Below are 26,037 nucleotides of genomic sequence, written 5' to 3'. Positions count from 1 at the left end.
CGTCAGGGGCGCAGCGACTCCCAGAACGCGAGGTCGTGCGCGGTGGCCCGGTCGAACGCGCCGATCCCGCGCGGCACCAGGTCCAGGCCCTGCACGTGGTGGTTCGCCCGGGTGACCGGCGCCCAGCCCGGCAGGCCCGGCGCGTTCGGGTCACCGGTGGCCGCGAACCGGGACCAGTAGCGGATCATCCGGTCACCCAGGTGGCGTTGGCGCGCGGTCAGCGGCTCGACGGCGGCGGGCGCGTCGAACAGGTAGGCCACCTCCGAGCCGTGGGACGCGAGCGGGTCGAGACCGCCGGGGAAGTCCGGGATGGGCGGCGCGGTGCGGTCCAGGAACTCGTAGGCATAGGTGGGCATCACCGCGCCGAGTACGCGTTCGGCGTCGTGCTGCGGCCACGCCCAGTCGAGGTCGCTCATCACCGCCGCTGCCGCCTGGTGGGCCGAGCCGCCGTGCGCATCGAGCGGGTACCGCTCGGCGACCCGTGACCCGAACCGTCCGAAGTGGCCGTCCAGAGCGGACGCGTAGTTCTCCTCGGTGAGGTCGGGCAGCACCAGCGGGCTGAACAGCGTGCCCTCGTCCCGCGTCACGCCGGTCAGCAGCGGCATCCGGTGCTGCCGGCCCTCGGTGAACACATCGACGGGGTTCTCGGGCAGCACCGCTGTGCCGTACGCGGGCAGCGGCAGCGTGCCGGCGCGCAGGAGCGCGTCGACGGGGCTGTCCCGCAGGCACGCCAGCACCCGGTCCGCGTCCGCGCAGCCGACCTCACGCGCGACCTCGGTGCCGTGGGCCTCGTGCCACTCCGCCGGCACGAAGTACGGCACGTCGAGCAGCGGCCGCAACGTGCTGCCGTCGAGCAGGCCGGTCGGACACGGGGAACTCTGCGCGACGGCCCGGTGGAACAGGCCGGCGGCGCCGGGGGAGGCGAGCTGCGCGCACACCGAGTGCGCTCCGGCGGACTCCCCGGCGAGCGTCACGTTGCCCGGGTCGCCACCGAACGCCGCCGCGTTGTGCCGCACCCAGCGCAGTGCGGCCTGCTGGTCCTCGACGCCGAACGCGCCGCCGTTCTCGAGCCCGGGCAGGCCGAAGAACCCGAGGTTGCCGAGCCGGTAGTTCACGGTCACCACCACCATCCGGCCGCGTACCGCCAGCCGGCGCGCGGCGTAGTCGCTGCCCGCGCCGTTGGTCAGGCTGCCGCCGTGCAACCAGACCAGCACGGGCGCGTGGCGCGCGCGAGCGGGTGCGGTGACGTTCAGGTAGAGGCAGTCCTCGGTCGCGCTCGGCGCGTTCCCCGGGGTGGCGTGCTGCGGGCAGCGGGGGCCGGGCCGGGTCGCGTCCCGGATCCCGTGCCATGGTGCGGCCGCCCGTGGCGAGGCCCAGCGCAGCGCGCCGACCGGGGGCGCGGCGTAGGGGATCCCCTGGTACAGCTCGTAGCCGGGGCCGCTGGTGCCGCGCAGCCAGCCGTCGTCCGTGCGCACCAGCGCCCCTGGCACGGCCGCCGTGGCGGGAACCAGCGCGCCGATGACGGCGGCGACCGACAACAGGACCACACACAGCGTTCGCATGCGCCCACCCTGGCAGCCCCCGACCCACGCGCGCATCAGCAGTTCGGTGGATCCCGCGGTCAACCGATCCGGGGAAGTTGTTGAAAACGATACTCATAAACGTTAAGGTCTACCCCGTCGGGGGACATTCGATCGTGAGCGAACGAGGGGAAGACCTGTGTTCCGGACCAGTCCGACACGGACCGCCACCGCGGCCGCGATGCTCTCCGTGGCGATGCTCTCCGTGGCCGCACCCGCGGCAGCGGATGTCACGGCGGATGTCACGGAGGAGAACGCGGCGTCGACCCTGGCCGAGCACCCCCTCGACGCCGGCCGGGTCGACGTCGCGGCGATCTCCCTCGACGGCGAGTCGGTGCGGCTCGGCGCCGACGACGGCACGGGCCGGCAACGGGACCCTTCGACGCTGCTCTACACCACCGAACTCGGCGACGACGGCGTCGAGGTCGGGTGGGACACCAGCGACATCGCCGCCGGCGAGGTCTTCGGTGACACCGTGCGGCTGCGCCTCACCAGCACCGACGGCCCCGCCGGCGTCCAGGCGCCGCCGCTGACCCTGCCGGTCGGCGACCGGGGCTCCACCACCTGGACGTTCCCCGAGCCCGGCCCCTACGCCCTGACCCTCGCCGTCGAGGCCAACCTGCTGACCGGTGAGCCGGTACGCACCCAGGAGCGGTACCGGATCGACGTGGCCCAGGCCGCCGCACCGCCGTCGTCCGAGAACCCGCAGCCCCAGTCCCAGCCCCAGTCCCAGCCCCAGTCCCCGCCCCCGGCCGCGCCGCGTGCCGCGAAGGCGAAGGCGAAGGCGAAAGCCCAGCCGCCGGCGACCACCCCCGGCCGGGTCGTCCTCGACGACGGGCACGTGGACGCGGTCGCGCCCCGGCTCGTGGACGGCGCGCTCCAGATCCAGGTCAAGGACGGCAGCACGGTCGGCAGGTCCGGCGGCCGCGTGCACTGGCGCGAACCGGCCGACGTGACGTTCCACGCCAAGCCCGAGACCGCCGCCGAACTCCCCGACGATCCGGCCCTGGCCTTCCTCGGGAACCCGGGCGACGAGGTCTTCCTGCTGCCCCAGCAGCAGAGCACCGGCATCCTCTGGGCCGGCTGGTCCACCGAGGAACTGCGCGCCGACCAGGTCGCCGGCCCGGTCCGCTGGCGACTGACCGAAGTGGACGGCCCAGGCGCGTTCGGCGTCTTCACCACCGGCTCGTTCGGCGAGAGCACGGTGATCTTCGACAGCACCGACGGGCTGCCGGACACACACCAGATCGCGCTCGGCACCCACGCCCACGCCAACTGGGCGTTCGCCGAGCAGGGCGTCTACCGGCTCACCGTCGACGTCACCGCCGAGCTGACCGGCGGCCGCACGGTCACCGACTCCGAGGTCTACACCTTCACCGTCGGCGACGCCGAGACCGACGGCACAGCGCCCCCCGGCGGCGGCTCCGGCGGACCGGGCGGCCCGGACGGGCCGAACGCATCCGGCACCCCCGACCGCGACCTGGCCTACACCGGTGTCGGCGGCGTGCTGCCGCTGACCCTGGGCGGAGCCGCGCTCCTCGCCCTCGGCGCCGTCGCCCTCCGCGTCACCAGGAAGGCGAGCCGATGAGGAAGCCCGTCGCCGTCCTCGCCCTGCTCGTCGCCGTGCCGCTCACCGCCACCCTCCCGGAGGCGGCCGCGCAGGACACCGTGGTCGTCGACGACGGGCACGTCGACCTGGTCGCCCCCGGCATCGTCGACGGCACCGGCGACGGCGGACTGCGACTCCGGTACAAGGACGGCAGCGGCCCCGACGCCCCCGTGTACCGCGACCCCGGCACCGTCGTCACGCACGTCCGGCCCGCCGCCCGGACCCAGGTGCCGGACAACCCCGCGTACGCGTTCCTCGGCGAGCCGGGCGCCGACCTGTGGATCGTCCCGCAGCAGCAGGCCGAGGGCGTCGTGTGGACCGGGTGGAACACCGAGGACCTCGACGCGTCCCAGGTGGACCCCGACTCGGTGCGCTGGACCCTCGACGCGGTCACCGGCGACGAGCGCGGCTCCGCGCCGCCCGGGGCCATGACCGTGTTCCAGACCGGCAGCTTCGGTGAACCGCTGCCCAGGGTGTTCGACACCAACCAGCCGCTGCCCCAGACCTACCCCCTCACCCTCGGCACCCACGCGCACGCCAACTGGACGTTCGGCGCCGAGGGCGTCTACCGGCTGACCTTCACCGTCGCCGCGACCGCCGCCACCGGCGAGCCGCTGTCCGACACCGCCACCTACACCCTCGCCGTCGGCGACCTCGACCCCACGACCGTCGACCCGGGCCAGGGCGACGAACCCCCCACGACCACCATCCCACCACCCCCGACGACCACCACCACCACGACGACAACGACCACCACCACGACCACCCCCACCACCACGACCACCACGTCCACGCCCGCCGCCGGCTGCGTCGTGCTCGACGACGGCCACGTCGACGCGATCGCCCCGCGCCTGCTCGACGACCGGCTGGTCAACCAGCTCAAGGACGGCACCGCCGGTCCGCACCGCGAGGTCTGGCGTGACCCGGACGCCGTCGTCCTGCACGTCGTGCCCTCGGCGCGGAACTCGATCCCCGACGACCCCGGCTACGCCTTCCTCGGGCCGGCGGGGGAGCCCGTCTGGCTGATCCCGCAGACCCAGGTCCCCGGCGTGGTCTGGGCCGGCTGGAACACCGAGGAGCTCGGCGCCGACACCGTCGCAGGCGACGTCGACATCTCCCTGACCGAAGTGGACGGCCCGGGCAACGTCGCCATGTTCCTCACCGGCCTGCGCCCCACCGTGCTGTTCGACGCCACCGACGGCCTGCCCGACTCGCTGGCCGTCCCGCTCGGTACGCACGCCCACGCCAACTGGGCCTTCACCGAGGAAGGCGTCTACCGGCTCACGTTCACCGTCACCGCCACCCGCACCTCGGGCGAGACGCTGACCGACACCGACACGTACACCGTCGCCGTCGGGGACGTCGACCCGTCCACCGCGCTCGGCGGCCACTGCACCGGCGGCGGTGGCGACAACGCCCCGCCGCCGCCTCCCGCTCCCGAACCCGACGACCCGGACCCGAGGCCCGTGCCCCAGGCCAGCACCGACCTGGCCCACACCGGCACCGGCGGCCTCGCCACCCTCGTGTCCATCGGCGCTCTGCTGCTCGCCGGCGGCGCGGCCGCGCTGACCCTGGTCCGGCGCCGGTCGAGAGGGTCGGCATGACCGGGTCCACACCGGACGCCCTGGCAGCGCTGACCGCCTACCTGCGGACGAACCGCGAGTTCGTCGCGCCCGCCGTCGAGAGGCGGGTCGGTTTCCCCGTCGACGCGGACCCGAGCGTGCGGCCCTACCTCGGGTCGGCGGTGTGGCCGGAGCTGCGGCGGTCCGCGGCCGGCATGTCCGACGCGGACATCGCGGAGGCGATCGAGCTGCTCACGCCCGGCAGCCCCCGCTACGTCCTCGACGACCCCGGCTACTACCTCGTGCACCCGACGATCCTCGCCACCGGCCGCCGCTGACGCCGCTCAGCGCTCCTCGCTCCGCACGACCCGGCCGAGCCGCTCCAGAGTCGCCTCGATGCCCTTCCGGTTGCGCTCCGGGAAGCCCAGCAGCTCGATACCACGCGGGAACCGGGCGGTCGACCAGTCGAACGTCTCGGTCACCTCGGTACGGCCGTCGCCGAGGTCACGCAGCCGCCAGCGCCACCGGTGCCCGGAGAAGTGCCGCCAGGCGATCAGCCTGCCCTCCTCGAACTCGACCACCGTGTTGAGGATCCTGTACGGCAGCCCGATCCGCATGTCCATGCCGAACCGGGAGCCGAGCTCCAGCCGTCTCGGCCCGGTGCTCCGCGACCCGCGCACCGTGCCGGAGCCGTCGATCAGCGGGTGTTTCGCCGGATCGGCGAGGAGGTCGAAGATCCGTTCGGCCGGCGCGTCGACCACGCGCGTCGCCGAAATCCGCCGCTCGCTCATGCGTCCACAGTAGATACCGGCTCCGCCGGCCCGCGCGTCCACTCCGGTGTGTCACCCGGCGGGATCCACACCTCGACGACGAGACCGCCGCCGGGCCGCGGCCGCGCGTCCACCGCACCGCCGTGCGCGAGCGCGATCGCGCGCACGATCGACAGCCCGAGTCCCGCCCCGGTCCGGCCCGTCCGCACCACACCCCGGTGGAACGGCTCGAACAGCCGGTCCACCTCGCCCACCTCCGGCCCGGTGTTGGCGACCGTCAGGTTCCCCACGGTGTCCAGCTCCACGAGCACCTCACCGCCGGGCACGTTGTAGCGCGTCGCGTTGTCGACGAGGTTGCCCACCAGTTGGGCGAGCAGTACCGGATCGCCGAGCACCCGGCACGTGGCGGGCGCGTCGACGCGCAGGCGCGGGTCCCCGTCCGGCTCCGCCGTTAGGCCGCGAAGCACGTCGGCGAGGTCCACGGGCTCCCGCCGGTGCGCGCCCTGTTCCCCTCTGGCCAGCGTGAGCAGGCCGTCGATCAACGCGACACAGCGATCGTTGTTGCGCAACAGTTCCGCCCGCACCCGGGCGACCCGCTCCGGGTCACCGCCGGCCAGCCCGACCTGCAGTGTCGTGCGCGCCACCGCGAGCGGGGTGCGCAGCTCGTGCGAGGCGTTGGCGATGAACCGGGACTGCGCGTCGAACGCGTTCTCGAGCCGGGTGAGCAGGTCGTCGAACGTGTCGGCCAGCTCCTTGAGCTCGTCGCCCGGGCCCCGCAGCGCGATCCGCTCGTGCAGGTTCGCGGTGGAGATGCCTCTGGCCTGGTTCGTCATCCGCCGGACCCGGGTCAGCACCCGGCCGGTGACCCACCAGGCCAGCAGCCCGGCGAGCACGGTCACCGCGGCCAGCGCGACGATCCACTGCGTCAGCAGGCTCCCCAACGCCTCGTTCCGCTGGATGGCGATCGCCTCGGTCGGCTCCCCCTCCCGCCCGGTCGCCCGGCCGGTGGACCCCATCGGGCCCGCCTCGCCGGACACGTCGATGTTCATGATGATCACCCGGTTCTGCAGGTAGACCAGCACGACCACGACGGCGGCCGCGACCACGAACACGGCGGTGTGCAGCAGCGTGAGCCGCCAGCGCAGCGTGAGCCGGCTCAGCACCCCGGGCCGCCCATCCGGTAGCCGACCCCGGGCAGGGTGTCGATCACCCCTGGCTCGCCGAGCTTCGCGCGCAGCCGGCACATCGTCACCCGTACCGCGTTGGTGAACGGGTCGGCGTGCTCGTCCCACACGACGCGCAGCAGCTCCTCCGCGCTGACGATCGCCCCGGACGCTGCCATCAGAGTGGACAGCACGCCGAACTCCTTGTTGGACAGGGCGATCGGCCGCCCGTCGCGGCGCACCTCGCGGTGTGCCGAGTCGAGCGTGACGCCGTGCCGGCGTAGCACCGGCGGCACCGCCGGGCGGGTCCGGCGACCGAGCGCGTCGAGCCGGGCGACGAGCTCGTCGAAGTCGAACGGCTTGCCCAGGTAGTCGTCGGCACCCAGGCGCAGGCCGGCGACCCGGTCGGCGACGTCGGCGAGCGCGGTGAGCATCAGCACCCGGGTGTGTCCGCCGCGGTCGACCAGGTGCCGGCAGATCTCGTCGCCCGGGACGCCGGGCAGGTCCCGGTCCAGCACCACCACGTCGTAGCTCTCGGTGCCGAGCTTGTCCAACGCGCTGGTGCCGTCGTGCGCGACGTCGACCGCCATCGACCGGTCCCGCAGGCCCTCCGCGATGTACCCGGCGAGCGTCTCCTCGTCCTCCGCGACCAGCACCCGCATGCCGGCACGCTAACGACGCCGGTGTTTCACCGGCATAACGCCCGGCGGCGAAATGGCCGTGAAACACCACCGTCCATACCGTCCGGTCACCGAGATCGAGCAGGGAGGAGCACGAACGGTGAACAGAGCACGGCGCAAGGCCCTCGCGGGGGCCGTACTCGTGGCCGGGGTGACGGCGGGGTTGGTGACCGTGGTGACCCCGACCGGCGCCGCCGCGGACGGGCTGGCGGAGTTCTACGACCAGCCGGTCGAGTGGCAGCGGTGTCCGGAACCGCCACCGCCGGATCCCTCGGAGGAATGGGAGGACGGCATCATCATCGATCCGTGGAAGGGCCAGTGGGGCCTCATGGAGTGCGCGATGGTGACCGTGCCGCTGGACTACCGGGCACCCGAGGACGGCAGCCTGGAGATCCAGATCAGCCGGATCAGGGCCGGTGAGCAAGAGGACCGCAAGGGGGTGCTGCTGCTGAACCCCGGTGGTCCCGGCGGCGGCGGCCTGTCCATGCCGCTGGGCGCCAGGGATTTCGGAATCGCCGAGCACTTCGACCTGATCGGCTTCGACCCGAGGGGCGTCGGCCGTTCCTCGCGGCTGTACTGCGAACACGTCCCGGACCCCAGGCCCCGCGACACCCGGCCGAGCGACGACGAGTTCGCCGCCTACGCCGCCTACGCCAGGGCGCGTGAGGACGCCTGCCGGCGCGCGGGCGGCGGCATGCGGCCGCACGTCAACACGGCCAACACCGCCAGGGACATGGACGTCATCCGCGCCGTCCTCGGCGAGCGGAAGATCAACTACCTGGGCTACTCCTACGGCACCTACCTGGGCGCGGTCTACGGCAGCCTGTTCCCCGAAGGCCTGAACCGCAGCGTCCTCGACTCGTCGATCCACCCCGACTGGCTCTGGCGCGAACAGGCCCTCCAGCAGTCCGTGGGGGTCCGGTTCAACGTCGAGCAGTGGGCCGCGTGGGTCGCCGAACGCGAGGACACCTACCACCTGGGCACCACCCGCGACGAGGTGCTCGCCACCGCCGAGGCCCTGGCCGCCGAACTCGCCGACCGGGCGGTCCCGCTGGACCGCGAGCGGCCCGACGACTGGCCCGGCTTCTGGCCGAAGGAGTTCGACCGCGGCGCACTGGACCGGTTCCTGGCCATGGCCACCCAGTCCCGGCCGGTCTGGGACGTCACCGCCGAGGTGGTGGCGGAGGTCCGGCGGGCGGCGTCGGAGGGCACCGCGCTGTCCGAGGACACCAGCACCGCGATCGGGATGCTGTACGAGGACGGAATCCGCGAGGTCGACCCCGGCGTGTACGACACGGTCACCTGCGAGGCGGACTGGCCGACCGACCTGGAGACCTACTACGAGGACATGCGCCGGTACCGCGACCGCTACCCGTACGCGGACAACAACGGCAGCGGCGTGATCGGTGCCGCGCCGACCAACTGCACGTTCCGGTCCTTCACCCCGCCGGAGCCGCTGGTGTCGCTGGAGCGCGACGGCTACCCGACCGGCGTCGTGATCCAGGGCGACGGCGACCCGGCCACCCAGTACGACGGCGGCCCCGCGATGGCTGCGGAGCTGGGGAACCAGCTGATCTCCGTCCGCGACAGCGGCATGCACGGCCACTACGGCGCCAACACCTGCGTGACCGACAAGATCGACAAGTACCTGATCGACGGCGTGCTCCCGCCGTCCAGGTCGGAGTGCGCCGCCGCCCCGCCGCCCCCGGTGCCGCCCGACGACGCGCCCACGCACGCCGGGAACTCCCCGTCGGACAGCAAGGAGGCCCGCCTCACCGACGCCTTCGCGCACCGCTCCCTCTGGCACTGACCGGGGCGCGGCCACCGCGGTGCTGTCCGGTGTTCGCCTGACAGCACCGCGGTCGTCCCGTTCCTACGCTGACCACGAGGCCGGGGGGGGACCGTCACTTGTGGTCGCCCCGGGGGAGATCGTTCCGACGAACCAAGGGGGTTGGCGAATGAAAGCACGCATCGGGGCCGTGTTGGCCGTGACCGTGACCATGCTCGGTCTGATGGCCGTCCCGGCGCATGCCTACGGCGTGGAGATCACCCGCGTCTGCGACGGGAAGAAGACCACCTACATGGCGTACACCGCGAACAACGGGGACTACGCCTACACCCGCAAGAGCGGTAGCTCCTGTGCGGGCCACGCCTGGCTCCGGGTGAAGTCCGGCGGGAAGTGGGGCTCCTGGCAACACGACCCGTCCAAGATCACGATCGACCCCGCCAAGGGCATCGAGGTGGCCCACCACAAGGGCTGCGCCGACTGCACCGTGTGGATCACCTCGCCGTAGGTTCGGGCGGCCACGGGCGACGCGGGACCCCGCTGAGCCCTCGGGCCGGAGCGCGGCATCACCGCCGCCGGCGGTCCTCGCGACGCAGGCTGATCGGGATGACCGTGATGGTCCGCCCGTCCGCCTCGCGCGCCTCGGGATCACCTTCGGTGAACCGGAACCGGCGGTTCATCACCCGCACCGCCTCGTTGTCGGCAAGCACCTCGCCGCGCAGCACGTCGACCCCGAGCTCGGTGAACGCGTAGTCCGTGGCCTCCCGCATCACCGCCATCCAGGCCAGCATCGCGGTGCCCTCGGCGGTGGTGGTCTCGTTGTCCAGGAAGAAACCCCAGTGCGCGGAGCCGGCGTCGATGTCGATGTCGATGTCGAAGAAGTTCACCACGCCCAGCGGGCGGCCGTCGTACTCGAAGACGAGAACCCGCCGGGTCCGGTCCGACCGCACCCGCTCCCACCACGCCCGGTGCTCGGCCGCGCCGATCACGTGCGAGTTGATGCTGACCTCGCGGTTGGCATCCTGGTTGCGCCACGCACGCATGGCCTCCACGTCGCGCTCCTCGGCGGGACGCAGCATGCCTGCCTCCTGGTGGGTCGGATGACCGTTCCGCCGCAACGCTAGTCTGCGGGCCATGCACGTGTCCCGAGATCGCGTCCGGACGCTGATGGGCGAGGTCCTCGGCGCCCAGGGGAAGTCCCTACCCGACGACGACACCGTCGCGCTGGCCGACCTCGGGTTCCGGTCGCTTGACTTCTCCGAGCTGGTCCTGCGGGTCGAGGACGAGGTCGACGACGAGCTGAACTTCGACGCCGCCGGACTGCGCCAGATCAGGACCGTGGGCGACGTGCTGAACCTGATGACGGAGATCGCGGACCAGTGAACCCGGCCGGAGCGGGCAACCTCCTCGTCGACGTCCGGACCGGCACCCGGACGACCTGGGCGGACCTCCCGCACGTCGACCTCCCCGCACCGGCCGTGGTCGCCGTGCACTCCTCCTTCGACGCGCTCGCGCCCGTGCTGGCACACGCCCGGACCGGGGCCGAGCTGCTGGTCGTCGCCGCCGGGCGGCTCGGGTCGGACCTGCTGGACGAACTCCGCGCGGACGGCTTCACCGTGGCCGGGACGAGCGGTGCCCCAGCACGGGCCCCGGAGGACGGGCGCCTGTGGCTCCTCACCTCCGGCTCGACCGGCAGGCCCAAGCGGATCGGCCACACCCTGTCGTCGCTGACCACGGTCTCCGGCCCGCTGCCGGCACGACGCTGGCTGTGCCCGTACTCGCCAGGGACCTACGCCTGGTGGCAGGTGGTCACGCTGGCCCTGGGCACCCCCGGCCAGGACCTCGTCGTGGTCGACCCGGCCGACCTGGACGGCTGGGTCGACGCCGGCGTCGAGTACGGCGTCACCGCCGCCTCGGGCACGCCGACGTTCTGGCGGCGGACGATCATGGCCGACCGGGAACGGCTCGCCGAGGTGCCGCTCGAGCAGATCACCGTCGGCGGGGAGCCGGTCGACCAGGCCGTGCTGGACCAGCTCCGCGACGTCTTCCCCGAGGCGCGGATCTCCTGGATCTACGCGTCCTCCGAGGTGGGCGCCTCGATCGTGGTGCACGACGGCCGCGCCGGCTTCCCGGTCGAGTGGCTGGAGCGCCGCGTCGAGGGCAGGCCGGTCCTCGGCGTCGAGGACGGCGAGCTGGTCGTCTCCTCCCCGCACCACGGCGCGGGCCTCGCCGGCGCGGTGCGTACCGGCGACGCGGTCGTGATCGAGGACGGCCGGGTGCTCATCACCGGCCGCCTCGACTCGGACGAGATCAACGTCGGCGGCGCGAAGGTCTCGGCCGGCGTGGTCCGCGACGTCCTGCACAGCCACCCGAAGGTCGCCTGGGCGCACGTCCGCGGTCGCCGGTCCCCGCTGGTCGGCAGCCTCGTCGTGGCCGACGTGGTGCTCGACTCGGGCGCCGTCGACGACCCGGCGACGGAGGCCGAGCTCGGCCGGTGGTGCCGGGAGCGCCTGCCCGAACCCGGCGTTCCCCGCAGGATCAGGTTGCTGGCGGCCATCCCGGCGAAGGAGACCCTGAAGAGCGATGTCTGACGAGCTCACCCCGGTGCCGCCGGCGACCGTCGCGCTGGTCTCCGGTGCCTCGCGCGGCCTCGGCCTGGCCATGGTCGCCGATCTCCTCGAGCGCGGGGTGCGGGTGGCCGCGTTCGCCCGCACGGTCACCCCCGAGCTCGTCGACCTCTCCGCCCGCTTCCCCGAGACCTCCCACGTCGGTTCGGTGGACATCACCGACGCCGCCGCCGGCCAGGCCTTCGTCCGGGAGGTCGAGGCGAAGCTCGGCGTGGTGGACGCCCTGGTCAACAACGCCGCGATCGGCCAGGACTCGCTGCACGTGCACACCTCGGCTGACCGGATCGAGCGGATCGTCGAGACGAACCTGACCGCGCCGCTCCTGCTCACCCGGTTCTGGCTGCGCCGCCTGCTCGGCAAGGGCGGGCGCGGCCGGCTGGTCAACGTGACGTCGATCTGCGGACAGCGCGGGTACCCCGGACTGGTGGCCTACTCCGCGACCAAGGGCGGCCTGGACGCCGCGACCCGGTCGCTCGCCAGGGAGTTCTCCGGCCGGGTCCTGGCGAACGCGGTGGCTCCTGGCTTCTTCGCCTCCGAGATGTCCGCGGTGCTCGGCCAGAACCAGCTCGACGCGATCCTGCGGCGGACCCCGTCCGGGCGGCTGACCACGCCGGAGGAGGTCGTGCCCGTCGTGCGCATGCTGTTGCTGGAGGACACCAACATCAACGGCCAGACGATCGTGATCGACGGTGCCGGCTCCGTCTGACGCGAAGCGCCACCTCCGCATCGGCGGCTCGCTGCCCGACGCCGTCACCCGCTCCCACCTCGCCGACGGCCGCGTGGTCGGCTGGTACGGCCCGCCCGGGGCGGTCATCGACGCCGAACTCGCCGACCAGCGCGTCCCGCCCGCACTGGCCGCCCGGTACGGCGCCTCCCCCGAGGAGTTCTGGCCCCGCTGGACCCGCACCGAGTGCGCCGCGAAGCTCGCCGACGTCCCGATCACCCTGTGGCTCGCCGAACACGGCCTCGACCCGGGACCACTCGACGTCGTCACGACGGTGATCGACGAGGTCGTGGTGTCGGTGGCGTTCCCCGGCACCTGAGGCCCGACGGTCAGCCGCCCCGGCGGGACTCGAGCTGGCGCTCGATCCCGTCCAACAGGGCGTTCACCCCGAACAGCATCGACTCCAGACCGTCCGCGGCGAACGCGTCCTCGTCGGTCAGCTCGGCGAGCCGCGGGAACATGCCGGTCGACAGCGCCTTCTCCAGGTAGGGCAGCTGGACGTGCCAGAACTCGTCCTCGGAGAGCCGGGTGTGCTGGGCGGACTGCTCGCGGAGGAGGTGTGCGTGCGCCACGCCGGTGACGTGGTGCTCGACCGCGCTGAAGATGGCGGTCTTCTCCCGGTCCGTCAGCTCGGTCCCGCTGAACGCGCCGAGCGCGAAGTCGAGGCCCGCCACCGTGTTGGGGCCGAGCACGGTGCGCGACCTGCCCACCTGGAGCAGCCACGGGTGCTCGCTGTAGAGCTGCCAGATGCTGCGCGCGGTGTACAGCATGATCGTGCGCCAGTCCTCGTCCCGGTGGGCCTTCAGCTCGTCGGCGGGGCCGTTGAGGTGGTCGATCATGAGGTCGATCAGCTCGGCCTTGCTCGGCACGTAGCGGTAGAGGCCCATCACACCGACGTTCAGCTCGGCGGCCACGTTGCGCATCGACAGCGCGTCGAGGCCGCCGGTGTCGGCGAGCCGCACGGCCGTCGTGACGATCCGCTCGATGCTCAGCCTGCGCTTCGGCCCCGGTTTGGTCGGCCCGCCGGTCTCCGGCTCGCCGACGCCGCTCCACAACAGCTCCAGGGTGCGGCCGACATCGCCCGCGCCCGCCCACTCCTTCGTCATGCCACGAGATCCCGCCTTGCTATCTGAGTACAAAGTACTCTAATATCCACGTACAGCGTACTCAGTCATCCTAGTTCACCTGGGGTCCCATGAGTTCCCGTGAGTACTCGATCCTCGCCGAGGGCCTGCACAAGCGGTACGGCAGGCGCGTCGCGCTGCACGGGCTCGACCTCGCGGTCCGGCCCGGCACCGTGCACGGCCTGCTCGGGCCGAACGGCGCGGGCAAGACCACCGCCGTGCGCATCCTGTGCACGCTGTTGGCCTTCGACGGCGGCGAAGCCCGGGTCTGCGGCCTCGACGTCCGCAGGCAGGCGCGGGCCGTGCGCGGGCGCATCGGCCTCACCGGGCAGAACACCGCGATCGACGACCGGATCAGCGCGCGCGGCAACCTGGTGCTGTTCGGCAGGTTGTTCCACCTCACGACCCGGCGGGCCAAGCGCCGCGCCGACGAGCTGCTGGAGCGGTTCGGCCTGTCCGACGTCGCCACCGTCGCGCCCAGGAGGTTCAGCGGCGGCATGCGCAGGCGGTTGGACCTCGCGGCCAGCATGATCCTGGCGCCCGACGTGCTGTTCCTCGACGAGCCGACCACGGGCCTCGACCCGCGCGGCCGGATGGAGGTGTGGGCCGCGGTGCGCGAGCTGACCGCCGGCGGCACCACCGTGCTGCTCACCACCCACTACCTGGACGAGGCCGACCGGCTCTCGGACCGGATCTCGGTCGTCGACCGGGGCCGCAAGGTCATCGACGACACCCCGGCCGGGATCAAGCGGACCCTGGGCGGCGACCGCATCGAGGTCGTCGCGATGCGGCCGGACGACCTCACCCGGACGGCCGAGACCGTGGCGCGCGTGACGTCCGAACAGCCGGTCGTCGACGCCGCCGCGCTGCGGGTGCACGCACCCGTGGACGACCGGGTCGCCGCGCTCACCGCGGTGGCGACCCTGTTGCAGGAGAGCGGCATCGAGGTCGAGGACATCGGGTTGCGCCGACCCACCCTCGACGAGGCGTTCGTGAAGCTGACCGGGCACGGCGCCGAGGAGGTGCCGGCGTGAGTGTCCCGGCCGGCTCGGTCGTGTCGACGGAGGACGAGCCGGAGCGCAGGCTCTACTGGGCCGTCGTCGACTGCTGGACGGTGGCCCGGCAGGAACTGCTGAACCTGGTCAGGGAGCCGGCGATCCTCGTGTGGGGCCGTCGTCTTCCCGGTCGTCATGGTGCTGATGTTCGTGTACGTCTTCGGCAGCGCCATGAACATCGACGGCACCGGCAGCCACGAGCAGTACGTGCGGTTCGCGATGCCGGGCCTGTTCACGATGGTCATGTCGTTCGGGTGCATGAGCACCGCGTGGGCGATGGCGTTCAACAAGGAACGCGGCTTCATCGACCGGTTCCGCTCGATGCCGATGGCCCCGTCCGCGGTGGTCACCGGGCGCGGCGTGTCCGACACCGTGCAGTCGCTGCTGGACCTCACGGTGATCGTGGTCGTCGCCCACGTCGTCGGCTGGCGCGCGGAGACCGTGCCGGCGGCGATCGGCGCGTTCGGGCTCTTGCTGTTGCTGCGCTTCGCCCTGATCTGGGTCGGCGTGTTCCTCGGCCTGCTGATGAAGAGCGCCGAGACCGCGATCCTGATGTTCGCGCTGGTATTCCCGTTCACGATGATCTCCAGCGTGTTCACCCCGCCGTCGCTGATGCCCGGTTGGCTGGGCGCGGTGGCCATGTGGAACCCGATCTCCTCCACCGCCAACGCGACCCGCGACCTGTTCGGCAACCCGCTCCCGGTTGGCGACGCGTGGATCGAGAACAACGCCCTCCTGATGTCCCTGCTGTGGCCGGCCGGCATCACCGTGGTGTTTCTGACCCTGTCGGTCTGGCGATACCAGCGCCTCGGCCGCTGACCGCCATCCCGACTGGCAGGAAGGTGACACGGGGTGACGACGAGACCGCGATCGGTACCACTGTGAGGTCCATGAAGCGGACCCTGTTCGGCCGGCTGGTTCCGGCGTGTGTCGCCGCGACCGTCCTGGCCACGTTCACCGTCTCCGGCAGCGCGGGCGCGGCCGCCGACGAGATCCGTGTCGGCGACTCCGACGAGCTGGCCGCGGCTCTGGCCGGCGCCGTGGCGGGCGACCGGATCGTGCTGGCCGACGGCGACTACGAGATCGGCGAGGTGAGCGACCGGCACGGCACCGAGTCCGCGCCGATCGTCGTCGTCGCCGAGAACCGGGGCGAGGCGGTCGTCTCCGACGGCCAGCTGGAGGTTCTCGACTCGTCGTACGTGACGTTCGAGGGTCTGCAGTGGACCAACAGCGACACGCTCAAGATCACCGGGTCGAACCACGTCCGCCTGACCAGGAACCACTTCCGGCTCACCGAGGAGGAGTCGCTGAAGTGGGTGATCATCCAGGGTGAGAACAGCCATCACAACCGGATCGACCACAACCTGTTCGAGGACAAGCACGAGCTCGGCAACTTCATCACGATCGACGGGTCCGAGACCGAGCAGTCCCAGTACGACCGGATCGACCACAACCACTTCCGCGACATCGGTCCGCGCGCGGAGAACGAGATGGAGGCGATCCGGGTCGGGCAGAGCGCCATCTCGGAGTCCGACGGGCACACGATCATCGAGTCGAACCTGTTCGAGAACTGCGACGGCGACCCGGAGATCGTCTCGGTCAAGAGCAACGACAACGTGGTGCGGTACAACACCTTCCTCACCTCGCAGGGCACGCTGACCCAGCGGCACGGCAACCGCGGCCGGTTCTACGGCAACTTCTTCCTCGGCGGCGGCAAGGAGGGAACCGGCGGCATCCGCCTGTACGGCCAGGACCACCTGGTCTACAACAACCACTTCGAGGGCCTGACCGGTTCCGGCTACGACGCCGCCCTCCAGGTCGACGGCGGCGACGTGGACACCGACGGCGCGCTGTCCGCGCACTTCCGCGTCTACCGGGCCACGATCGTGCACAACACGTTCGTGGACAACGTGTCGAACATCGAGATCGGCGCCAACTACGACCTCGCCCCGGTCGACTCGGTCATCGCGGACAACGTGGTGACCGGCGGCGAGGGGAAGCTGTTCAACGAGCTGATGACGCCGGAGAACATGACCTATGCCGGCAACATCGCCTGGCCCACCGGCTCGGCCACCGTCGGCGACGTACCGTCCGACGGCGTCGAGGTGGCCGATCCACTGCTCGTCCAGGACGACCCGGTACACCGGATCGGCGCCGACAGCCCGGCGGTCGACGCCGGCACCGGCGACCACGACGTCGTCACCGACGACATGGACGGCCAGGCCAGGACCGGCACCCCCGACACCGGCGCCGACGAGCACTCCACCGCCCCGGTCACCCGCGGCCCGCTCACCGCCGCCGACGTCGGCCCGGACGCGGGGGAGTCCGACGACCCCGAAGACCCCGACGAGCCCGACGACCCGGAGACCCCCGTCCTACCGGTGACGGACGTGACCGCCAGCGGTGACGACGGCAACGTCCCGGAGAACGCCGTCGACGGCGACCTGTCCACCCGCTGGTCCGACGAGGGCGACGGGGTGTGGATCCGGTTCGACCTCGGCTCGGTGCACACCGTCGACACCCTCGACGTGGCCTGGCACCAGGGCGACACCCGCGTCCAGACCTTCGACGTCGAACTCTCCTCGGACGGCACCGACTGGACGATCGCGCTGGCCGACCACCGCAGCGGCGGAACCACCAGTGCGATGGAGACCTACGACCTCGGCGGCGCCGCCGCCCGCTACGTGCGGATCGTCGGTTACGGCAACACGTACAACGACTGGACCAGCGTCAGCGAGGTCGCCCTGTACGGTCAGCCGAGCACGCTGGAGTAGGCGTTGATCGCGGGTTGCCCGCCGAGGTGGGCGTAGAGCACGTTCGAGCCGGCCGGGATCTCGCCGCGACGCACCAGGTCGATCAGCCCGGCCATCGACTTCCCCTCGTACACCGGATCGGTGATCATGCCCTCCAGCCGCGCGACCGTGCGGATAGCGTCCAGAGTGGACTCGTCCGGGATGCCGTAGACGCCGGCGTGGTAGCGCTCGTCCAGCAGCACCTCCGCGTCCTCGATCGCCCGCGCCCCGACCAACTCCGCCGTGGCCCTGGCGATCCGGGTGATCTGCTCCCGCGTCTCGGCCGGCTTTGCCGACGCGTCGATGCCCAGGATCCGGCGCGGCCGCCCGCTCGACGCGACCCCGGCGAGCATCCCGGCCTGGGTGCTTCCCGTGACCGAGCACACCACGACCGTGTCGAAGTGGACGCCGAGCTCCCGCTCCTGGCGCTCCACCTCGGCGACCCAGTTCGTGAACCCGAGCCCGCCGAGCGGGTGGTCGGAGGCGCCGGCGGGGATCGCGTACGGTGTGCCGCCGCGATCCTCGACCTGCCGCAGCGCCTGCTCCCAGCTCTCCTTGAAGCCGATGCCGAATCCCGCGTCGACCAGTCGCACGTCGGCGCCGAGGATCCGGGAGAGCTGGATGTTCCCGACCCGGTCGTGCAGCGGGTCCGACCAGTCCACCCAGCTCTCCTGCACCAGCACGGCCGCGAGCCCGGCCCGAGCCGCCGCCGCGGCGACCTGCCGGGTGTGGTTCGACTGCACCCCGCCGATCGACACGAGCGTGTCGCAGCCCCGCGCGAGCGCGTCCGCGACCAGGTACTCGAGCTTCCTGGTCTTGTTGCCCCCGTAAGCGAGCCCCGAGTTCAGGTCCTCGCGCTTGGCCCACACCGTCGCGCCCCCCAGGTACTCGGTGAGCCGATCGAGCCGATGGACCGGCGACGGCCCGATCAGCAGCGGGAAGCGAGCGAAGTCGGCAAGACTCATGGCGTCTCCAGAAGGGTTTCGAGGTCGGTCCAGATGGTCGACGTGACCCGGACGGCGGTGGCCGCGTCGCCCGCCGCGATCGCCTCGATCAGCTCCGCGTGCCGCCGCACCGACCGGTGCGCGGGCAGCGAACCGAACCGCGCGTGCTCGAGACGTCGCAGCAACGGCGTGTAGCGGTCGAGGGTCGCGGCGACCGCGCGGTTCCCGCAGGCGCGGACGGGAACGTCGTGCAGGTCGTCGTCCGCGGCGATCGCGCCGGTGACGTCTCCGGCGTCGACAGCGGTGGCGAAGCGTTCGTTGGCCGCGCGCATCTCGGCCACGTCCGGTGGCGCGAGGCGGGGGAGCGCCTCCCGCACCGCGAACTCGTGGAGCGTCCGGACCAGACGCACCGCGTCACGCACGTCGTCCGGCGCGAACCGGGCGACCCGCGTGTAGCTCTGCGGCTTGGACTCGACCAGCCCGTCCTCGGCCAGCCGCAGCAGGGCCTGTCGCACGGGTGCGCGGGAAAGGCCCAGCTCACCGGCCAGTTCGGCGTCCCGCAGCGGAGCCCCCGGCGCGAGGCTCCCGTCGATGATGGCGTGCCGGATCCGGTCGTACGCCTCGTCGCGCAACAGCGGACGAGCGATCTTCGGCAGCGGGCTCACATCTAACATGTTAGTTTACCTGGCCCACGTGCCTGCCATAGGGTCGGCGAGTGTCCACGATCGAACAGCTCGAGCGGGACGTCTGGCCCGAGCCGTCCCCGGACGCGACGTACCTCGTCCGGCGGTGCGCGGAGCTGCGGCGCAAAGCCGTCGTGGACTTCACGGTGGAGGACCTGCGCATCATGCTCGGACAGGCCATCGGAGTGGCCGCGCTGCTCCCGCGAGCCGTGCGGGTGTTGTGCGCGGATCCGTTGGCCCAGGGTGACTGCTACCCCGGGGACCTTCTCAACGCGGTGGTGCGGCTACCGGACACCGCGTGGCACGACCTGGAGCCGGAACGGCAGCGGCTCGCGTCGGTTCTCGCCGAGGCTTCTCCGAACACGGACGATGGTCGTCGGCTCCGGGCGCTAGGGGACCGTCTGCGTGCCGATGACGGACAATAGTCGCAGCTTCTCGTAGCTCTCGGTGCCCGGTGTCGCGGTGTAGACCAGCAGCTGGTGGGACTGGTGGGGGTCGAGCAGCGTCTGGCAGTGCAGTTCCAGGGGACCGAGCGTGGGGTGGACGAACCGCTTGACCTCGTTCGGGCGGATGCCGACCTCCTGCGCGCTCCACACGGTCCGGAACTCCTCGCTCCTGGCGATGAGCAGTTCGGCGTAGTGCGCCGCGCGTGAGCCGGGTCCGCGCCGGGCGAGGACCTCGCGCAGGCCGGAGGCGAACATCCGGCCCAGGAAGTCGTGGTCGCCCGGTTCGTACAGCGCCCGGGCGGCCGGATCGGTGAACCACCGGTAGCCGAGGCTCCGATCCGGCCCGCTGTACCGGGTCGCGTCACCGGTGAGCGCGACGCCCGGCGGGGTCTGCCGCAGGGTCTCCCCGAGCTCGGTGACGATCTCGGCCGGCGTGTCCCGCAGCCGGTCGAAGATCCGGGCGAGACCGGGAGTGACGTGCTCGCTGACCGATCCACGCGTGGGCGGGCTGTGCCCGGCAAGCCGGAACAGGTGGTCGCGCTCGTCCAGCGACAGGTGCATACCCTGCGCGATCGCCGCGATCATCTGCGGGGACGGGTGCGGCCCGCGTTCCTGTTCCAGCCGCGCGTAGTAGTCGGTGGACATGTTGCACAGCGCCGCGACCTCCTCGCGCCGCAGGCCGCTGGTCCTGCGCCGCGGCCCACGCCGGAGACCGACGTCCTCGGGCAGCAGCGCCTCCCTGCGATGCCGCAGGAACGCCGCCAGACCGGCGCGGTCGATCACCAGCTGCTCCCTTCCCCGGTGTCGCCTCCCTTTCTAACCTCCGCGCGAACCGGTAACCACGGACCGCCCATCCCACTTTCCGGTGACGCGGACCGACGAGTCCTGGATAGACACCGCGTACTGGACCACGGTGGAGGCACACCACGACGAGCAGGGAGTCCAGATGGCCCGGAAGAAGATCGACATCGCCGTACCGGACCTGACCGGCAAGCGCGCCGTCATCACCGGCGCGAGCGACGGCGTCGGCCTCGGCATCGCCGGCCGGCTGGCCGCGGCCGGGGCGGAGGTCGTCATGCCCGTCCGCAACCGGACCAAGGGCGAGACCGCGATCGCCGCGATCCGCCGGCAGACCCCCGACGCGAACGTGACGCTTCGCGCGCTCGACCTGTCGTCCCTGCGCTCGGTCGCTGCCCTCACCGAGACGCTGCGCGAGGAGGACCGGCCCATCCACATCCTCGTCAACAACGCGGGCGTCATGACCCCACCCGACCGCCAGACGACCGCGGACGGCTTCGAGCTGCAGTTCGGCACGAACCACCTCGGTCACGTCGCCCTCGTCACCCAGCTGCTGCCGCTGCTGCGGGCCGGCCGCGCCCGCGTCACGTCGCAGATCAGCATCGCCGCCAACCGTAACGCCATCAACTGGGACGACCTGAACTGGGAACGGTCCTACAACGGCGGCAAGGCCTACAGCCAGTCGAAGATCGCCCTCGGCCTCTTCGGCCTCGAACTCGCCAGGCGCAGCGCGAAGGGGGACTGGGGCATCACGAGCAACCTCGCCCATCCCGGGGTGGCGCCCACCAACCTGCTCGCCGCCCGTCCCGAGGTCGGTCGGACCAGGGACACCCTCGGCGTGCGCGTCATCCGAGCCCTGTCCGCGCGGGGCGTCCTCGTCGGCACCGTCGACACCGCCCAGCTCCCGGCCCTCTACGCCGCGACGTCCCCGGACGCCAAGCCCGGCACGCTCTACGGCCCGAGCGGCCTCGGCAACCTCGGCGGCTCACCCGCCGAGCAGCCCCTCTACACCCGCCTCCGCGGAACCGACGACGCCCGACGCGTCTGGCGAGTCTCCGAGGACCTCATCACCCGCCAGTTCTCCCGCGGCTGACCCGGTCGATCGGAACGGGTGGGGTGCGCACGTCGTGCCTGTCACCCGGCGGTGAGGGTGAGGCTGTCGGGGATGGCGTCGAACGCTTCCTCGACGCGGCGGATCAGCTCGGCGCTGCCGCCTGGCCCTTTCCACTGTCCGAGTTTCCGCATGGGTTCCCGTGGTCCTTGGTAGCCGCGGCCGGAGATCCAGTTCTTGGCCGCGCAGCGCCAGGCGGCGAGGGACAGCTCGCCCAGCAGCCGTAGCCGCACGTCCTCCCGGCTGTTGATCCCGAGTTTGATCTCCAGATCGGTGACGAGCCTGGACTGGACGGTGACCGACAGCAGCAGGCTGCGGTCCCACAGGGCCGGGGTGCGCGCGATGAGTCCTCGGGTGGCGAGGAACCGTCTGTCCCAGTCCGCACCGAGCCCCGTGACCGCGGCGATCAGGGTCTCCCGCAGGAAGTCGAGTACGGGGCCGTGGAGTTCTCGTGCCTCCGCCTCGGCGACGTGGGCGTCCCAGAGTTCGAGTTCCGCCGCCATCGCGACGTCCTCTTTGGACGGATACATCCGGAAGAAGGTGCGCTTGGAGACCTCCACGGCGTCGACCAGCTCGTCGAGGGTCGTCTCGTGGAAGCCCTTGTCCAGGAACAGCCGCAGCGCTGTGTCCGCAAGGGCTTGCCGGGTGCGCAGCTTCTTGCGCTCCCGCAGCGGCAGTGCCCGTTCCGCGTCGGTCATGGCCGCATTCTACGGCAAGTGCTACTGGACGGCTAACGCTCCTGAGGCTAATCTGCCACTGAGTGGCGCCAAGGGGAGGTGGTGGACATGTCCCAGCAGACGCCAGGGTGGGGCGACAGGTTGGTGGCGGCCCACGACGCGCTGCGCGGCTCCGTGGCCGCGGCGCGGGCGGCACCGTCGGCGAACGGAGCTGGTCTGGCCGAGCAGTTGCGCAACCACTGCGAGACGGTGTGTGTCTACCTGCACGGTCACCACACCACCGAGGACGGCGCGTTGTTCCCGCACCTCGCCGACGTGGACCCCGGGCTCGCTCCGGCGCTCGAGCGGCTGCGCCGCGAGCACGTGGTGGTCGACCGGATCCTGCGTGACGTGGACGCCCTGGTCGCCGCCGTCGAGCCCGAGCGCGTGCGGGAGGAGCTGGACCGGCTCGCCACCGAACTGGACGCGCACTTCGCCTACGAGGAGGAGTGGCTCGTCGCCACGCTCAACGCCCTCACCGGCCCGGTGCCCTGGGATCCCCACCGTCCAGAAAGGCTACCGTAACGTGAAGGTAGAGTTTGGGGTCTTCGGTCGATCGGGTGGGGAGACGTGGTGTGACTGCCGTCGGTCAGCGGTCCGTGGTGGACGTGGTGGGGGAGGCCGGCCGTCGGCGGACGTTCGCGGTGATCAGTCATCCGGACGCGGGCAAGTCGACGTTGACCGAGGCGTTGGCGTTGCACGCGCGGGTGATCTCCGAGGCCGGCGCGGTGCACGGCAAGGCGGGTCGGCGGGGTGTGGTGTCGGACTGGTTGGCGATGGAGCAGGCCCGCGGCATCTCGATCACGTCGGCGGCCCTGCAGTTCGGCTACGGCGACGCGGTGGTCAACCTGTTGGACACGCCGGGGCACGCGGACTTCTCCGAGGACACCTATCGGGTGCTGTCCGCGGTGGACTCGGCGGTGATGCTGCTGGACGCGGCCAAGGGCCTGGAGCCGCAGACGTTGAAGCTGTTCGACGTCTGCCGGGACCGGGACATCCCGGTGCTCACGTTCGTCAACAAGTGGGACCGCCCCGGCCTGGAGGCCCTGGAGCTGTGTGACGAACTCGTCGAGCGGATCGGGTTGCAGCCGATGCCGTTGACCTGGCCGGTCGGGGAAGCCGGCCGGTTCCGCGGGGTGCTGGACTGTCTCGACGGTTCGTTCGTGCGGTTCAGCCGAACGGCGGGCGGGGCCACCGCCGCGGGTGAGGAGCGCCTCGATCCGGCCTCCGCGCTGGCCGAGGAGGGCGAGGACTGGGTCCGGGCGACCGAGGAGACCGAGTTGCTCGCGGCGTCGGGCGGTCGGTTCGATCCGTCCCGGTTCTTCGCGGCCACGGCCACGCCGGTGTTGTTCGGTTCGGCGGTGCTCAACTTCGGGGTGCGGCGGCTGCTGGACGTGTTGGTCGAGCTGGCGCCGCCGCCGACGCCCCGGTCGGACGTCGAGGGCCGCGCCCGGCCGTTGGACGCACCGTTCTCGGCGTTCGTGTTCAAGGTGCAGACCGGGATGGATCCGGCGCACCGGGACCAGGTCGCGTTCGCGCGGGTGTGTTCCGGGGTGTTCGAGCGGGGCATGGTCGTCACGAACGCGACCACCGGCCGGCCGTTCGCCACCAAGTACGCCCAGCAGGTTCTCGGCCAGCAGCGGTCCACACTGGACACCGCCTATCCGGGGGACGTGATCGGCCTGGTGAACGCGAACGCGCTGCGCGTCGGCGACACGCTCCACGCGGGCAAGCCGGCCGTGCGCTACCCGGGCCTGCCCAGCTTCGCGCCCGCGCACTTCGCGGTGGCGCGGCCGGCGGACCTGGGGCGGGCCAAGCAGTTCCGCAAGGGCATCGACCAGTTGGGGTCCGAGGGCGTGGTGCAGGTGCTGCGCTCCGACCGGCGTGGTGACGCGGCTCCGGTGCTGGCCGCGGTCGGGCCGATGCAGTTCGAGGTCGCCGCGCACCGTCTGGAGACCGAGTTCAACGCTCCGGTAGCCCTGGAACGCCTGCCCTACAGCGTGGTGCGCCGGCTCGACGACCCGGCCCAGCGGGCGCTGGTGGAGTCCAGGCGCGGCAGCGAGGTCCTCACCCGGGCCGTCGACGGCACCGACCTCGCACTGTTCGTCGACCAGCACACCCTCGGCGTGCTGCGGCGGCTGCACCCCGAGCTGGCCGTGAGCGCACTGGTCGCCGGCGCCGAGTAGGCCCACCGACCGTCGACGCGACCTTACCGTTACGTGAGGGTAGAATGGCGTCACGAGCACGTCGGTGGGGTCGGGAAGTACAGGGTGCGGCATGGGTGAGCACATGCGGATCGGCGAGGTCGCCGAACGCACGGGGTTGTCGCTGCGCACCATCCGCTACTACGAAGAGGTCGGCCTGGTCGTGCCAAGCGCCCGCAGCCAGGGCGGCTTCCGCCTCTACGCCGAACCGGACATCGACCGCCTCGACCTCGTCAAGCGGATGAAACCGCTCGGCTTCCACCTCGAGGAAATGCGTGACCTGCTCGACGTCCTGGACCCGGCCACCCCCGGCGCGGAACCCTCGAACGAGCAACGCGCGCAGCTGCACCGGTACTGCGAGACCGCCGAGCAGCGCTGCGCCGAGCTACGCGCGAAACTGGAGACGGCCGAGGAGTTCGCCGCCATGCTGCGCAAGTCCCTCGAGCACCGCCCGGCCGGCGCGACCGCCCGCTGATTCCCCAGCTTCAGCGTTTCGCGGTGGGTTGGCGCTCGCGGGTGCCAGCGGACACGCACCAGGCGACACCGAGCGACAGCAGGGCTCCGAGCAGGTAGGGCACGATCATCGCCGCGTCGAACAGCGCGCCGGCGGTCAGCGGACCCGCCGCGCGCGCCGCGGCCGCCGCCGACTGGCCCTGCCCCATCCGGGCACCGATGTCCCGCGGCGGACCCGCGCCGGCGAGGAGGCTGGCCACCGTCGTGGTCAGCATCCCGTTGCCGGCCGACACGACGAGCACCGCGACCACGAACGGCACCTCGGCGAGCAGCGGCATGGCGAGCAGGCCGGCGGCCATCAACGCCGCCCCCGTGGTCGCCACCCTGGTCTCACCCCATCGGCGGGCCGCCGGCGCGACGAGGAATCCCTGCACCACCACCAGCGTGAGGCCCGCGAGCGCGAGCAGCACCCCGACCAGCGCCGGCCCGGCGTCGAACCGGGCGGCGGCGAGGTAGGCCACCGTGGTCTCCATGCCGACGAACGCGGCCATCGCGCCGAAGCCGGCCGCGAGCAGCCGCCACGGAGCGACCCGGCGACGCCCCGCCGCGGCCGGCCGGTGCGTCTCGGTTCGGCCAGGCGGCAGCAGCGCGGCGGCCACGACCAGGTTGAGCAGTGCGAGACCGGCGCCGACCAGTGCGATCACGGCGAACCCGAGCGGAGCGGCCAGCGCACCGAGCGCCGGGCCGATGGTGAACGCGAGACCGACCGCCGCGCCCACTCGTCCCATCACCCTGGTCCGCCCATCGGCACCGGCCAGTTGGGCGGCGAACGCGTTGGCCACGCCGATGCTGCCGCCGCAGATCCCGGCCGCGGCACGGGCCGCCAGGAGCAGCCACAACGACCCGGCCAGTCCCATCAACGCCAGCGAGACCGTCGAGCCGGCGAGGCTCAGCAGCAGCAGGCGCCGCCTCCCGTGCCGGTCGGCGAGTCGGCCGAGCACCGGCGCGGCGACCGCCTGGCACAGCGAGTACGAGGTCAGCACGACGCCGAGCCAGATCGCGTTCCCACCCAGGTCGGTCACCTGGAACGGCAGCGACGGCAGGACGAGCGTGAAGCCGAGCAGGTCGACGAACACCGTGCCGTACAGCGCCGCCGGCGCTCGCGTCTGTCGAATCGGTCCCAACTCCCTCCGCCCGGCGGCAGCAATAC

General features: G+C 72.1%; 27 protein-coding genes and 1 pseudogene. 17 read left to right on the top strand and 11 right to left on the bottom strand.

Annotated elements, in window-relative coordinates; all coding sequences use genetic code 11:
• Nucleotides 1-2: 2 nt before the first annotated feature.
• Nucleotides 3-1,562 carry a carboxylesterase/lipase family protein gene (locus tag JT362_RS29335; RefSeq protein ID WP_260195082.1) on the bottom strand — a complete coding sequence of 520 codons (1,560 nt, stop codon included), beginning with the start codon at nucleotides 1,560-1,562 and terminating at the stop codon, nucleotides 3-5.
• Nucleotides 1,563-1,719: 157 nt separating this feature from the next.
• Here JT362_RS29335 and JT362_RS29330 point away from each other — a divergent pair, with 157 nt between their 5' ends.
• From JT362_RS29330 to JT362_RS29320, 3 genes are read left to right on the top strand one after another with little or no spacing between them, the layout of a single operon-like run.
• A complete protein-coding gene (locus tag JT362_RS29330) occupies nucleotides 1,720-3,168 on the top strand; it encodes a choice-of-anchor M domain-containing protein (protein WP_260195081.1) in 1,449 nt (482 codons plus the stop codon).
• Nucleotides 3,165-4,793, top strand: a complete 1,629-nt coding sequence (locus JT362_RS29325) for a choice-of-anchor M domain-containing protein (RefSeq protein WP_260195080.1) — start codon at nucleotides 3,165-3,167, stop codon at nucleotides 4,791-4,793. Before JT362_RS29330 ends, JT362_RS29325 begins: the two co-directional genes overlap by 4 nt.
• Nucleotides 4,790-5,089, top strand: coding sequence for a hypothetical protein (locus JT362_RS29320; RefSeq protein WP_260195079.1), 300 nt, complete (start codon nucleotides 4,790-4,792; stop codon nucleotides 5,087-5,089). Before JT362_RS29325 ends, JT362_RS29320 begins: the two co-directional genes overlap by 4 nt.
• A 6-nt stretch (nucleotides 5,090-5,095) precedes the next feature.
• Here JT362_RS29320 and JT362_RS29315 read toward each other — a convergent pair whose 3' ends face one another.
• The 3 genes from JT362_RS29315 to JT362_RS29305 are packed head-to-tail and all read right to left on the bottom strand — an operon-like array spanning nucleotide 5,096 to nucleotide 7,346.
• Nucleotides 5,096-5,542 (bottom strand): SRPBCC family protein, encoded by a 447-nt coding sequence (locus JT362_RS29315; protein WP_260195078.1) that lies wholly within the window; start codon nucleotides 5,540-5,542, stop codon nucleotides 5,096-5,098.
• Nucleotides 5,539-6,684: a sensor histidine kinase gene (locus JT362_RS29310; protein WP_260195077.1), complete on the bottom strand. Its 1,146-nt coding sequence runs from the start codon at nucleotides 6,682-6,684 to the stop codon at nucleotides 5,539-5,541. Before JT362_RS29310 ends, JT362_RS29315 begins: the two co-directional genes overlap by 4 nt.
• Nucleotides 6,678-7,346 carry a response regulator transcription factor gene (locus JT362_RS29305; protein WP_260195076.1) on the bottom strand — a complete coding sequence of 223 codons (669 nt, stop codon included), beginning with the start codon at nucleotides 7,344-7,346 and terminating at the stop codon, nucleotides 6,678-6,680. The genes JT362_RS29310 and JT362_RS29305 overlap by 7 nt, the downstream gene beginning before the upstream one ends.
• Before the next feature lie 118 nt (nucleotides 7,347-7,464).
• On the opposite strand from JT362_RS29305, the gene JT362_RS29300 reads away from it, so the two are divergent.
• Nucleotides 7,465-9,174, top strand: coding sequence for an alpha/beta fold hydrolase (locus JT362_RS29300; RefSeq protein WP_260195075.1), 1,710 nt, complete (start codon nucleotides 7,465-7,467; stop codon nucleotides 9,172-9,174).
• A 148-nt stretch (nucleotides 9,175-9,322) separates the two neighbouring features.
• Complete coding sequence (locus JT362_RS29295) at nucleotides 9,323-9,658, top strand: hypothetical protein (RefSeq protein ID WP_260195074.1); 336 nt, start codon at nucleotides 9,323-9,325, stop codon at nucleotides 9,656-9,658.
• A gap of 58 nt (nucleotides 9,659-9,716) precedes the next feature.
• On the opposite strand, the gene JT362_RS29290 is transcribed toward JT362_RS29295, so the two are convergent.
• On the bottom strand, nucleotides 9,717-10,229 hold the full coding sequence (locus tag JT362_RS29290; protein ID WP_260195073.1) for a GNAT family N-acetyltransferase: 513 nt from the start codon (nucleotides 10,227-10,229) through the stop codon (nucleotides 9,717-9,719).
• Nucleotides 10,230-10,284: 55 nt separating this feature from the next.
• On the opposite strand from JT362_RS29290, the gene JT362_RS29285 reads away from it, so the two are divergent.
• The 4 genes from JT362_RS29285 to JT362_RS29270 are packed head-to-tail and all read left to right on the top strand — an operon-like array spanning nucleotide 10,285 to nucleotide 12,820.
• Entirely contained in the window at nucleotides 10,285-10,533 is a 249-nt protein-coding gene (locus JT362_RS29285; RefSeq protein WP_260195072.1) for a phosphopantetheine-binding protein, read from the top strand.
• Nucleotides 10,530-11,741 (top strand): AMP-binding protein, encoded by a 1,212-nt coding sequence (locus tag JT362_RS29280; RefSeq protein WP_260195071.1) that lies wholly within the window; start codon nucleotides 10,530-10,532, stop codon nucleotides 11,739-11,741. Before JT362_RS29285 ends, JT362_RS29280 begins: the two co-directional genes overlap by 4 nt.
• Nucleotides 11,734-12,483 (top strand): SDR family NAD(P)-dependent oxidoreductase, encoded by a 750-nt coding sequence (locus JT362_RS29275; protein WP_260195070.1) that lies wholly within the window; start codon nucleotides 11,734-11,736, stop codon nucleotides 12,481-12,483. The genes JT362_RS29280 and JT362_RS29275 overlap by 8 nt, the downstream gene beginning before the upstream one ends.
• Nucleotides 12,467-12,820, top strand: a complete 354-nt coding sequence (locus JT362_RS29270) for a hypothetical protein (protein ID WP_260195069.1) — start codon at nucleotides 12,467-12,469, stop codon at nucleotides 12,818-12,820. Before JT362_RS29275 ends, JT362_RS29270 begins: the two co-directional genes overlap by 17 nt.
• A gap of 10 nt (nucleotides 12,821-12,830) precedes the next feature.
• Here the strand turns inward: JT362_RS29270 and JT362_RS29265 are convergent, their stop codons facing one another.
• Entirely contained in the window at nucleotides 12,831-13,607 is a 777-nt protein-coding gene (locus tag JT362_RS29265; protein WP_260195068.1) for a TetR/AcrR family transcriptional regulator, read from the bottom strand.
• 89 nt (nucleotides 13,608-13,696) lie between these two features.
• Here JT362_RS29265 and JT362_RS29260 point away from each other — a divergent pair, with 89 nt between their 5' ends.
• From JT362_RS29260 to JT362_RS29250, 3 genes and pseudogenes are all read left to right on the top strand, one after another.
• Nucleotides 13,697-14,659 (top strand): ATP-binding cassette domain-containing protein, encoded by a 963-nt coding sequence (locus JT362_RS29260; RefSeq protein ID WP_260195067.1) that lies wholly within the window; start codon nucleotides 13,697-13,699, stop codon nucleotides 14,657-14,659.
• Between the two features lie 141 nt (nucleotides 14,660-14,800).
• A pseudogene (locus tag JT362_RS29255) lies at nucleotides 14,801-15,499 on the top strand (ABC transporter permease); the annotation flags it as partial.
• A gap of 71 nt (nucleotides 15,500-15,570) precedes the next feature.
• Entirely contained in the window at nucleotides 15,571-17,454 is a 1,884-nt protein-coding gene (locus JT362_RS29250) for a chondroitinase-B domain-containing protein (RefSeq protein ID WP_260195066.1), read from the top strand.
• Here JT362_RS29250 and JT362_RS29245 read toward each other — a convergent pair.
• Nucleotides 17,433-18,437 carry a 1-aminocyclopropane-1-carboxylate deaminase gene (locus JT362_RS29245; RefSeq protein WP_260195065.1) on the bottom strand — a complete coding sequence of 335 codons (1,005 nt, stop codon included), beginning with the start codon at nucleotides 18,435-18,437 and terminating at the stop codon, nucleotides 17,433-17,435. The two genes, JT362_RS29250 and JT362_RS29245, sit on opposite strands and share 22 nt — an antisense overlap.
• On the bottom strand, nucleotides 18,434-19,081 hold the full coding sequence (locus JT362_RS29240) for a GntR family transcriptional regulator (RefSeq protein ID WP_375546575.1): 648 nt from the start codon (nucleotides 19,079-19,081) through the stop codon (nucleotides 18,434-18,436). The genes JT362_RS29245 and JT362_RS29240 overlap by 4 nt, the downstream gene beginning before the upstream one ends.
• 50 nt (nucleotides 19,082-19,131) lie before the next feature.
• On the opposite strand from JT362_RS29240, the gene JT362_RS29235 reads away from it, so the two are divergent.
• Nucleotides 19,132-19,524 carry a contact-dependent growth inhibition system immunity protein gene (locus JT362_RS29235; RefSeq protein WP_260195063.1) on the top strand — a complete coding sequence of 131 codons (393 nt, stop codon included), beginning with the start codon at nucleotides 19,132-19,134 and terminating at the stop codon, nucleotides 19,522-19,524.
• On the opposite strand, the gene JT362_RS29230 is transcribed toward JT362_RS29235, so the two are convergent.
• Nucleotides 19,489-20,328 (bottom strand): helix-turn-helix transcriptional regulator, encoded by an 840-nt coding sequence (locus JT362_RS29230; protein ID WP_260195062.1) that lies wholly within the window; start codon nucleotides 20,326-20,328, stop codon nucleotides 19,489-19,491. The two genes, JT362_RS29235 and JT362_RS29230, sit on opposite strands and share 36 nt — an antisense overlap.
• Nucleotides 20,329-20,410: 82 nt before the next feature.
• Here JT362_RS29230 and JT362_RS29225 point away from each other — a divergent pair, with 82 nt between their 5' ends.
• The gene (locus JT362_RS29225) at nucleotides 20,411-21,436 is read left to right on the top strand and encodes an SDR family oxidoreductase (protein ID WP_260195061.1); all 1,026 of its coding nucleotides are present in this window, start codon (nucleotides 20,411-20,413) and stop codon (nucleotides 21,434-21,436) included.
• A gap of 41 nt (nucleotides 21,437-21,477) precedes the next feature.
• Here JT362_RS29225 and JT362_RS29220 read toward each other — a convergent pair whose 3' ends face one another.
• Nucleotides 21,478-22,152: a TetR/AcrR family transcriptional regulator gene (locus JT362_RS29220; RefSeq protein ID WP_260195060.1), complete on the bottom strand. Its 675-nt coding sequence runs from the start codon at nucleotides 22,150-22,152 to the stop codon at nucleotides 21,478-21,480.
• Nucleotides 22,153-22,239: 87 nt separating this feature from the next.
• On the opposite strand from JT362_RS29220, the gene JT362_RS29215 reads away from it, so the two are divergent.
• From JT362_RS29215 to JT362_RS29205, 3 genes are all read left to right on the top strand, one after another.
• The gene (locus JT362_RS29215; RefSeq protein WP_260195059.1) at nucleotides 22,240-22,695 is read left to right on the top strand and encodes a hemerythrin domain-containing protein; all 456 of its coding nucleotides are present in this window, start codon (nucleotides 22,240-22,242) and stop codon (nucleotides 22,693-22,695) included.
• 50 nt (nucleotides 22,696-22,745) lie between these two features.
• Nucleotides 22,746-24,356: a peptide chain release factor 3 gene (locus tag JT362_RS29210; RefSeq protein ID WP_260195058.1), complete on the top strand. Its 1,611-nt coding sequence runs from the start codon at nucleotides 22,746-22,748 to the stop codon at nucleotides 24,354-24,356.
• A gap of 91 nt (nucleotides 24,357-24,447) precedes the next feature.
• Complete coding sequence (locus JT362_RS29205; RefSeq protein WP_260195057.1) at nucleotides 24,448-24,849, top strand: MerR family transcriptional regulator; 402 nt, start codon at nucleotides 24,448-24,450, stop codon at nucleotides 24,847-24,849.
• A 10-nt stretch (nucleotides 24,850-24,859) separates the two neighbouring features.
• Here JT362_RS29205 and JT362_RS29200 read toward each other — a convergent pair whose 3' ends face one another.
• Entirely contained in the window at nucleotides 24,860-26,011 is a 1,152-nt protein-coding gene (locus JT362_RS29200; RefSeq protein WP_260195056.1) for an MFS transporter, read from the bottom strand.
• Nucleotides 26,012-26,037: the final 26 nt, after the last annotated feature.

Source organism: Actinophytocola gossypii, assembly GCF_025165815.1.
Lineage (GTDB): Bacteria > Actinomycetota > Actinomycetes > Mycobacteriales > Pseudonocardiaceae > Actinophytocola > Actinophytocola gossypii.
This window is presented reverse-complemented; position numbering and strand designations above follow the sequence as displayed.

Excerpts from the sequence above, each read along its gene's own strand:
- JT362_RS29260 (WP_260195067.1), top strand. The coding sequence starts at position 13,697 with ATGAGTTCCCGTGAGTACTCGATCCTCGCCGAGGGCCTGCACAAGCGG.
- JT362_RS29285 (WP_260195072.1), top strand. The coding sequence starts at position 10,285 with ATGCACGTGTCCCGAGATCGCGTCCGGACGCTGATGGGCGAGGTCCTC.
- JT362_RS29325 (WP_260195080.1), top strand. The coding sequence starts at position 3,165 with ATGAGGAAGCCCGTCGCCGTCCTCGCCCTGCTCGTCGCCGTGCCGCTC.
- JT362_RS29295 (WP_260195074.1), top strand. The coding sequence starts at position 9,323 with ATGAAAGCACGCATCGGGGCCGTGTTGGCCGTGACCGTGACCATGCTC.
- JT362_RS29215 (WP_260195059.1), top strand. The coding sequence starts at position 22,240 with ATGTCCCAGCAGACGCCAGGGTGGGGCGACAGGTTGGTGGCGGCCCAC.
- JT362_RS29220 (WP_260195060.1), bottom strand. The coding sequence starts at position 22,152 with ATGACCGACGCGGAACGGGCACTGCCGCTGCGGGAGCGCAAGAAGCTG.
- JT362_RS29305 (WP_260195076.1), bottom strand. The coding sequence starts at position 7,346 with ATGCGGGTGCTGGTCGCGGAGGACGAGGAGACGCTCGCCGGGTACATC.
- JT362_RS29265 (WP_260195068.1), bottom strand. The coding sequence starts at position 13,607 with ATGACGAAGGAGTGGGCGGGCGCGGGCGATGTCGGCCGCACCCTGGAG.
- JT362_RS29250 (WP_260195066.1), top strand. The coding sequence starts at position 15,571 with ATGAAGCGGACCCTGTTCGGCCGGCTGGTTCCGGCGTGTGTCGCCGCG.
- JT362_RS29205 (WP_260195057.1), top strand. The coding sequence starts at position 24,448 with ATGGGTGAGCACATGCGGATCGGCGAGGTCGCCGAACGCACGGGGTTG.
- JT362_RS29275 (WP_260195070.1), top strand. The coding sequence starts at position 11,734 with ATGTCTGACGAGCTCACCCCGGTGCCGCCGGCGACCGTCGCGCTGGTC.
- JT362_RS29290 (WP_260195073.1), bottom strand. The coding sequence starts at position 10,229 with ATGCTGCGTCCCGCCGAGGAGCGCGACGTGGAGGCCATGCGTGCGTGG.
- JT362_RS29335 (WP_260195082.1), bottom strand. The coding sequence starts at position 1,562 with ATGCGAACGCTGTGTGTGGTCCTGTTGTCGGTCGCCGCCGTCATCGGC.
- JT362_RS29245 (WP_260195065.1), bottom strand. The coding sequence starts at position 18,437 with ATGAGTCTTGCCGACTTCGCTCGCTTCCCGCTGCTGATCGGGCCGTCG.
- JT362_RS29320 (WP_260195079.1), top strand. The coding sequence starts at position 4,790 with ATGACCGGGTCCACACCGGACGCCCTGGCAGCGCTGACCGCCTACCTG.
- JT362_RS29315 (WP_260195078.1), bottom strand. The coding sequence starts at position 5,542 with ATGAGCGAGCGGCGGATTTCGGCGACGCGCGTGGTCGACGCGCCGGCC.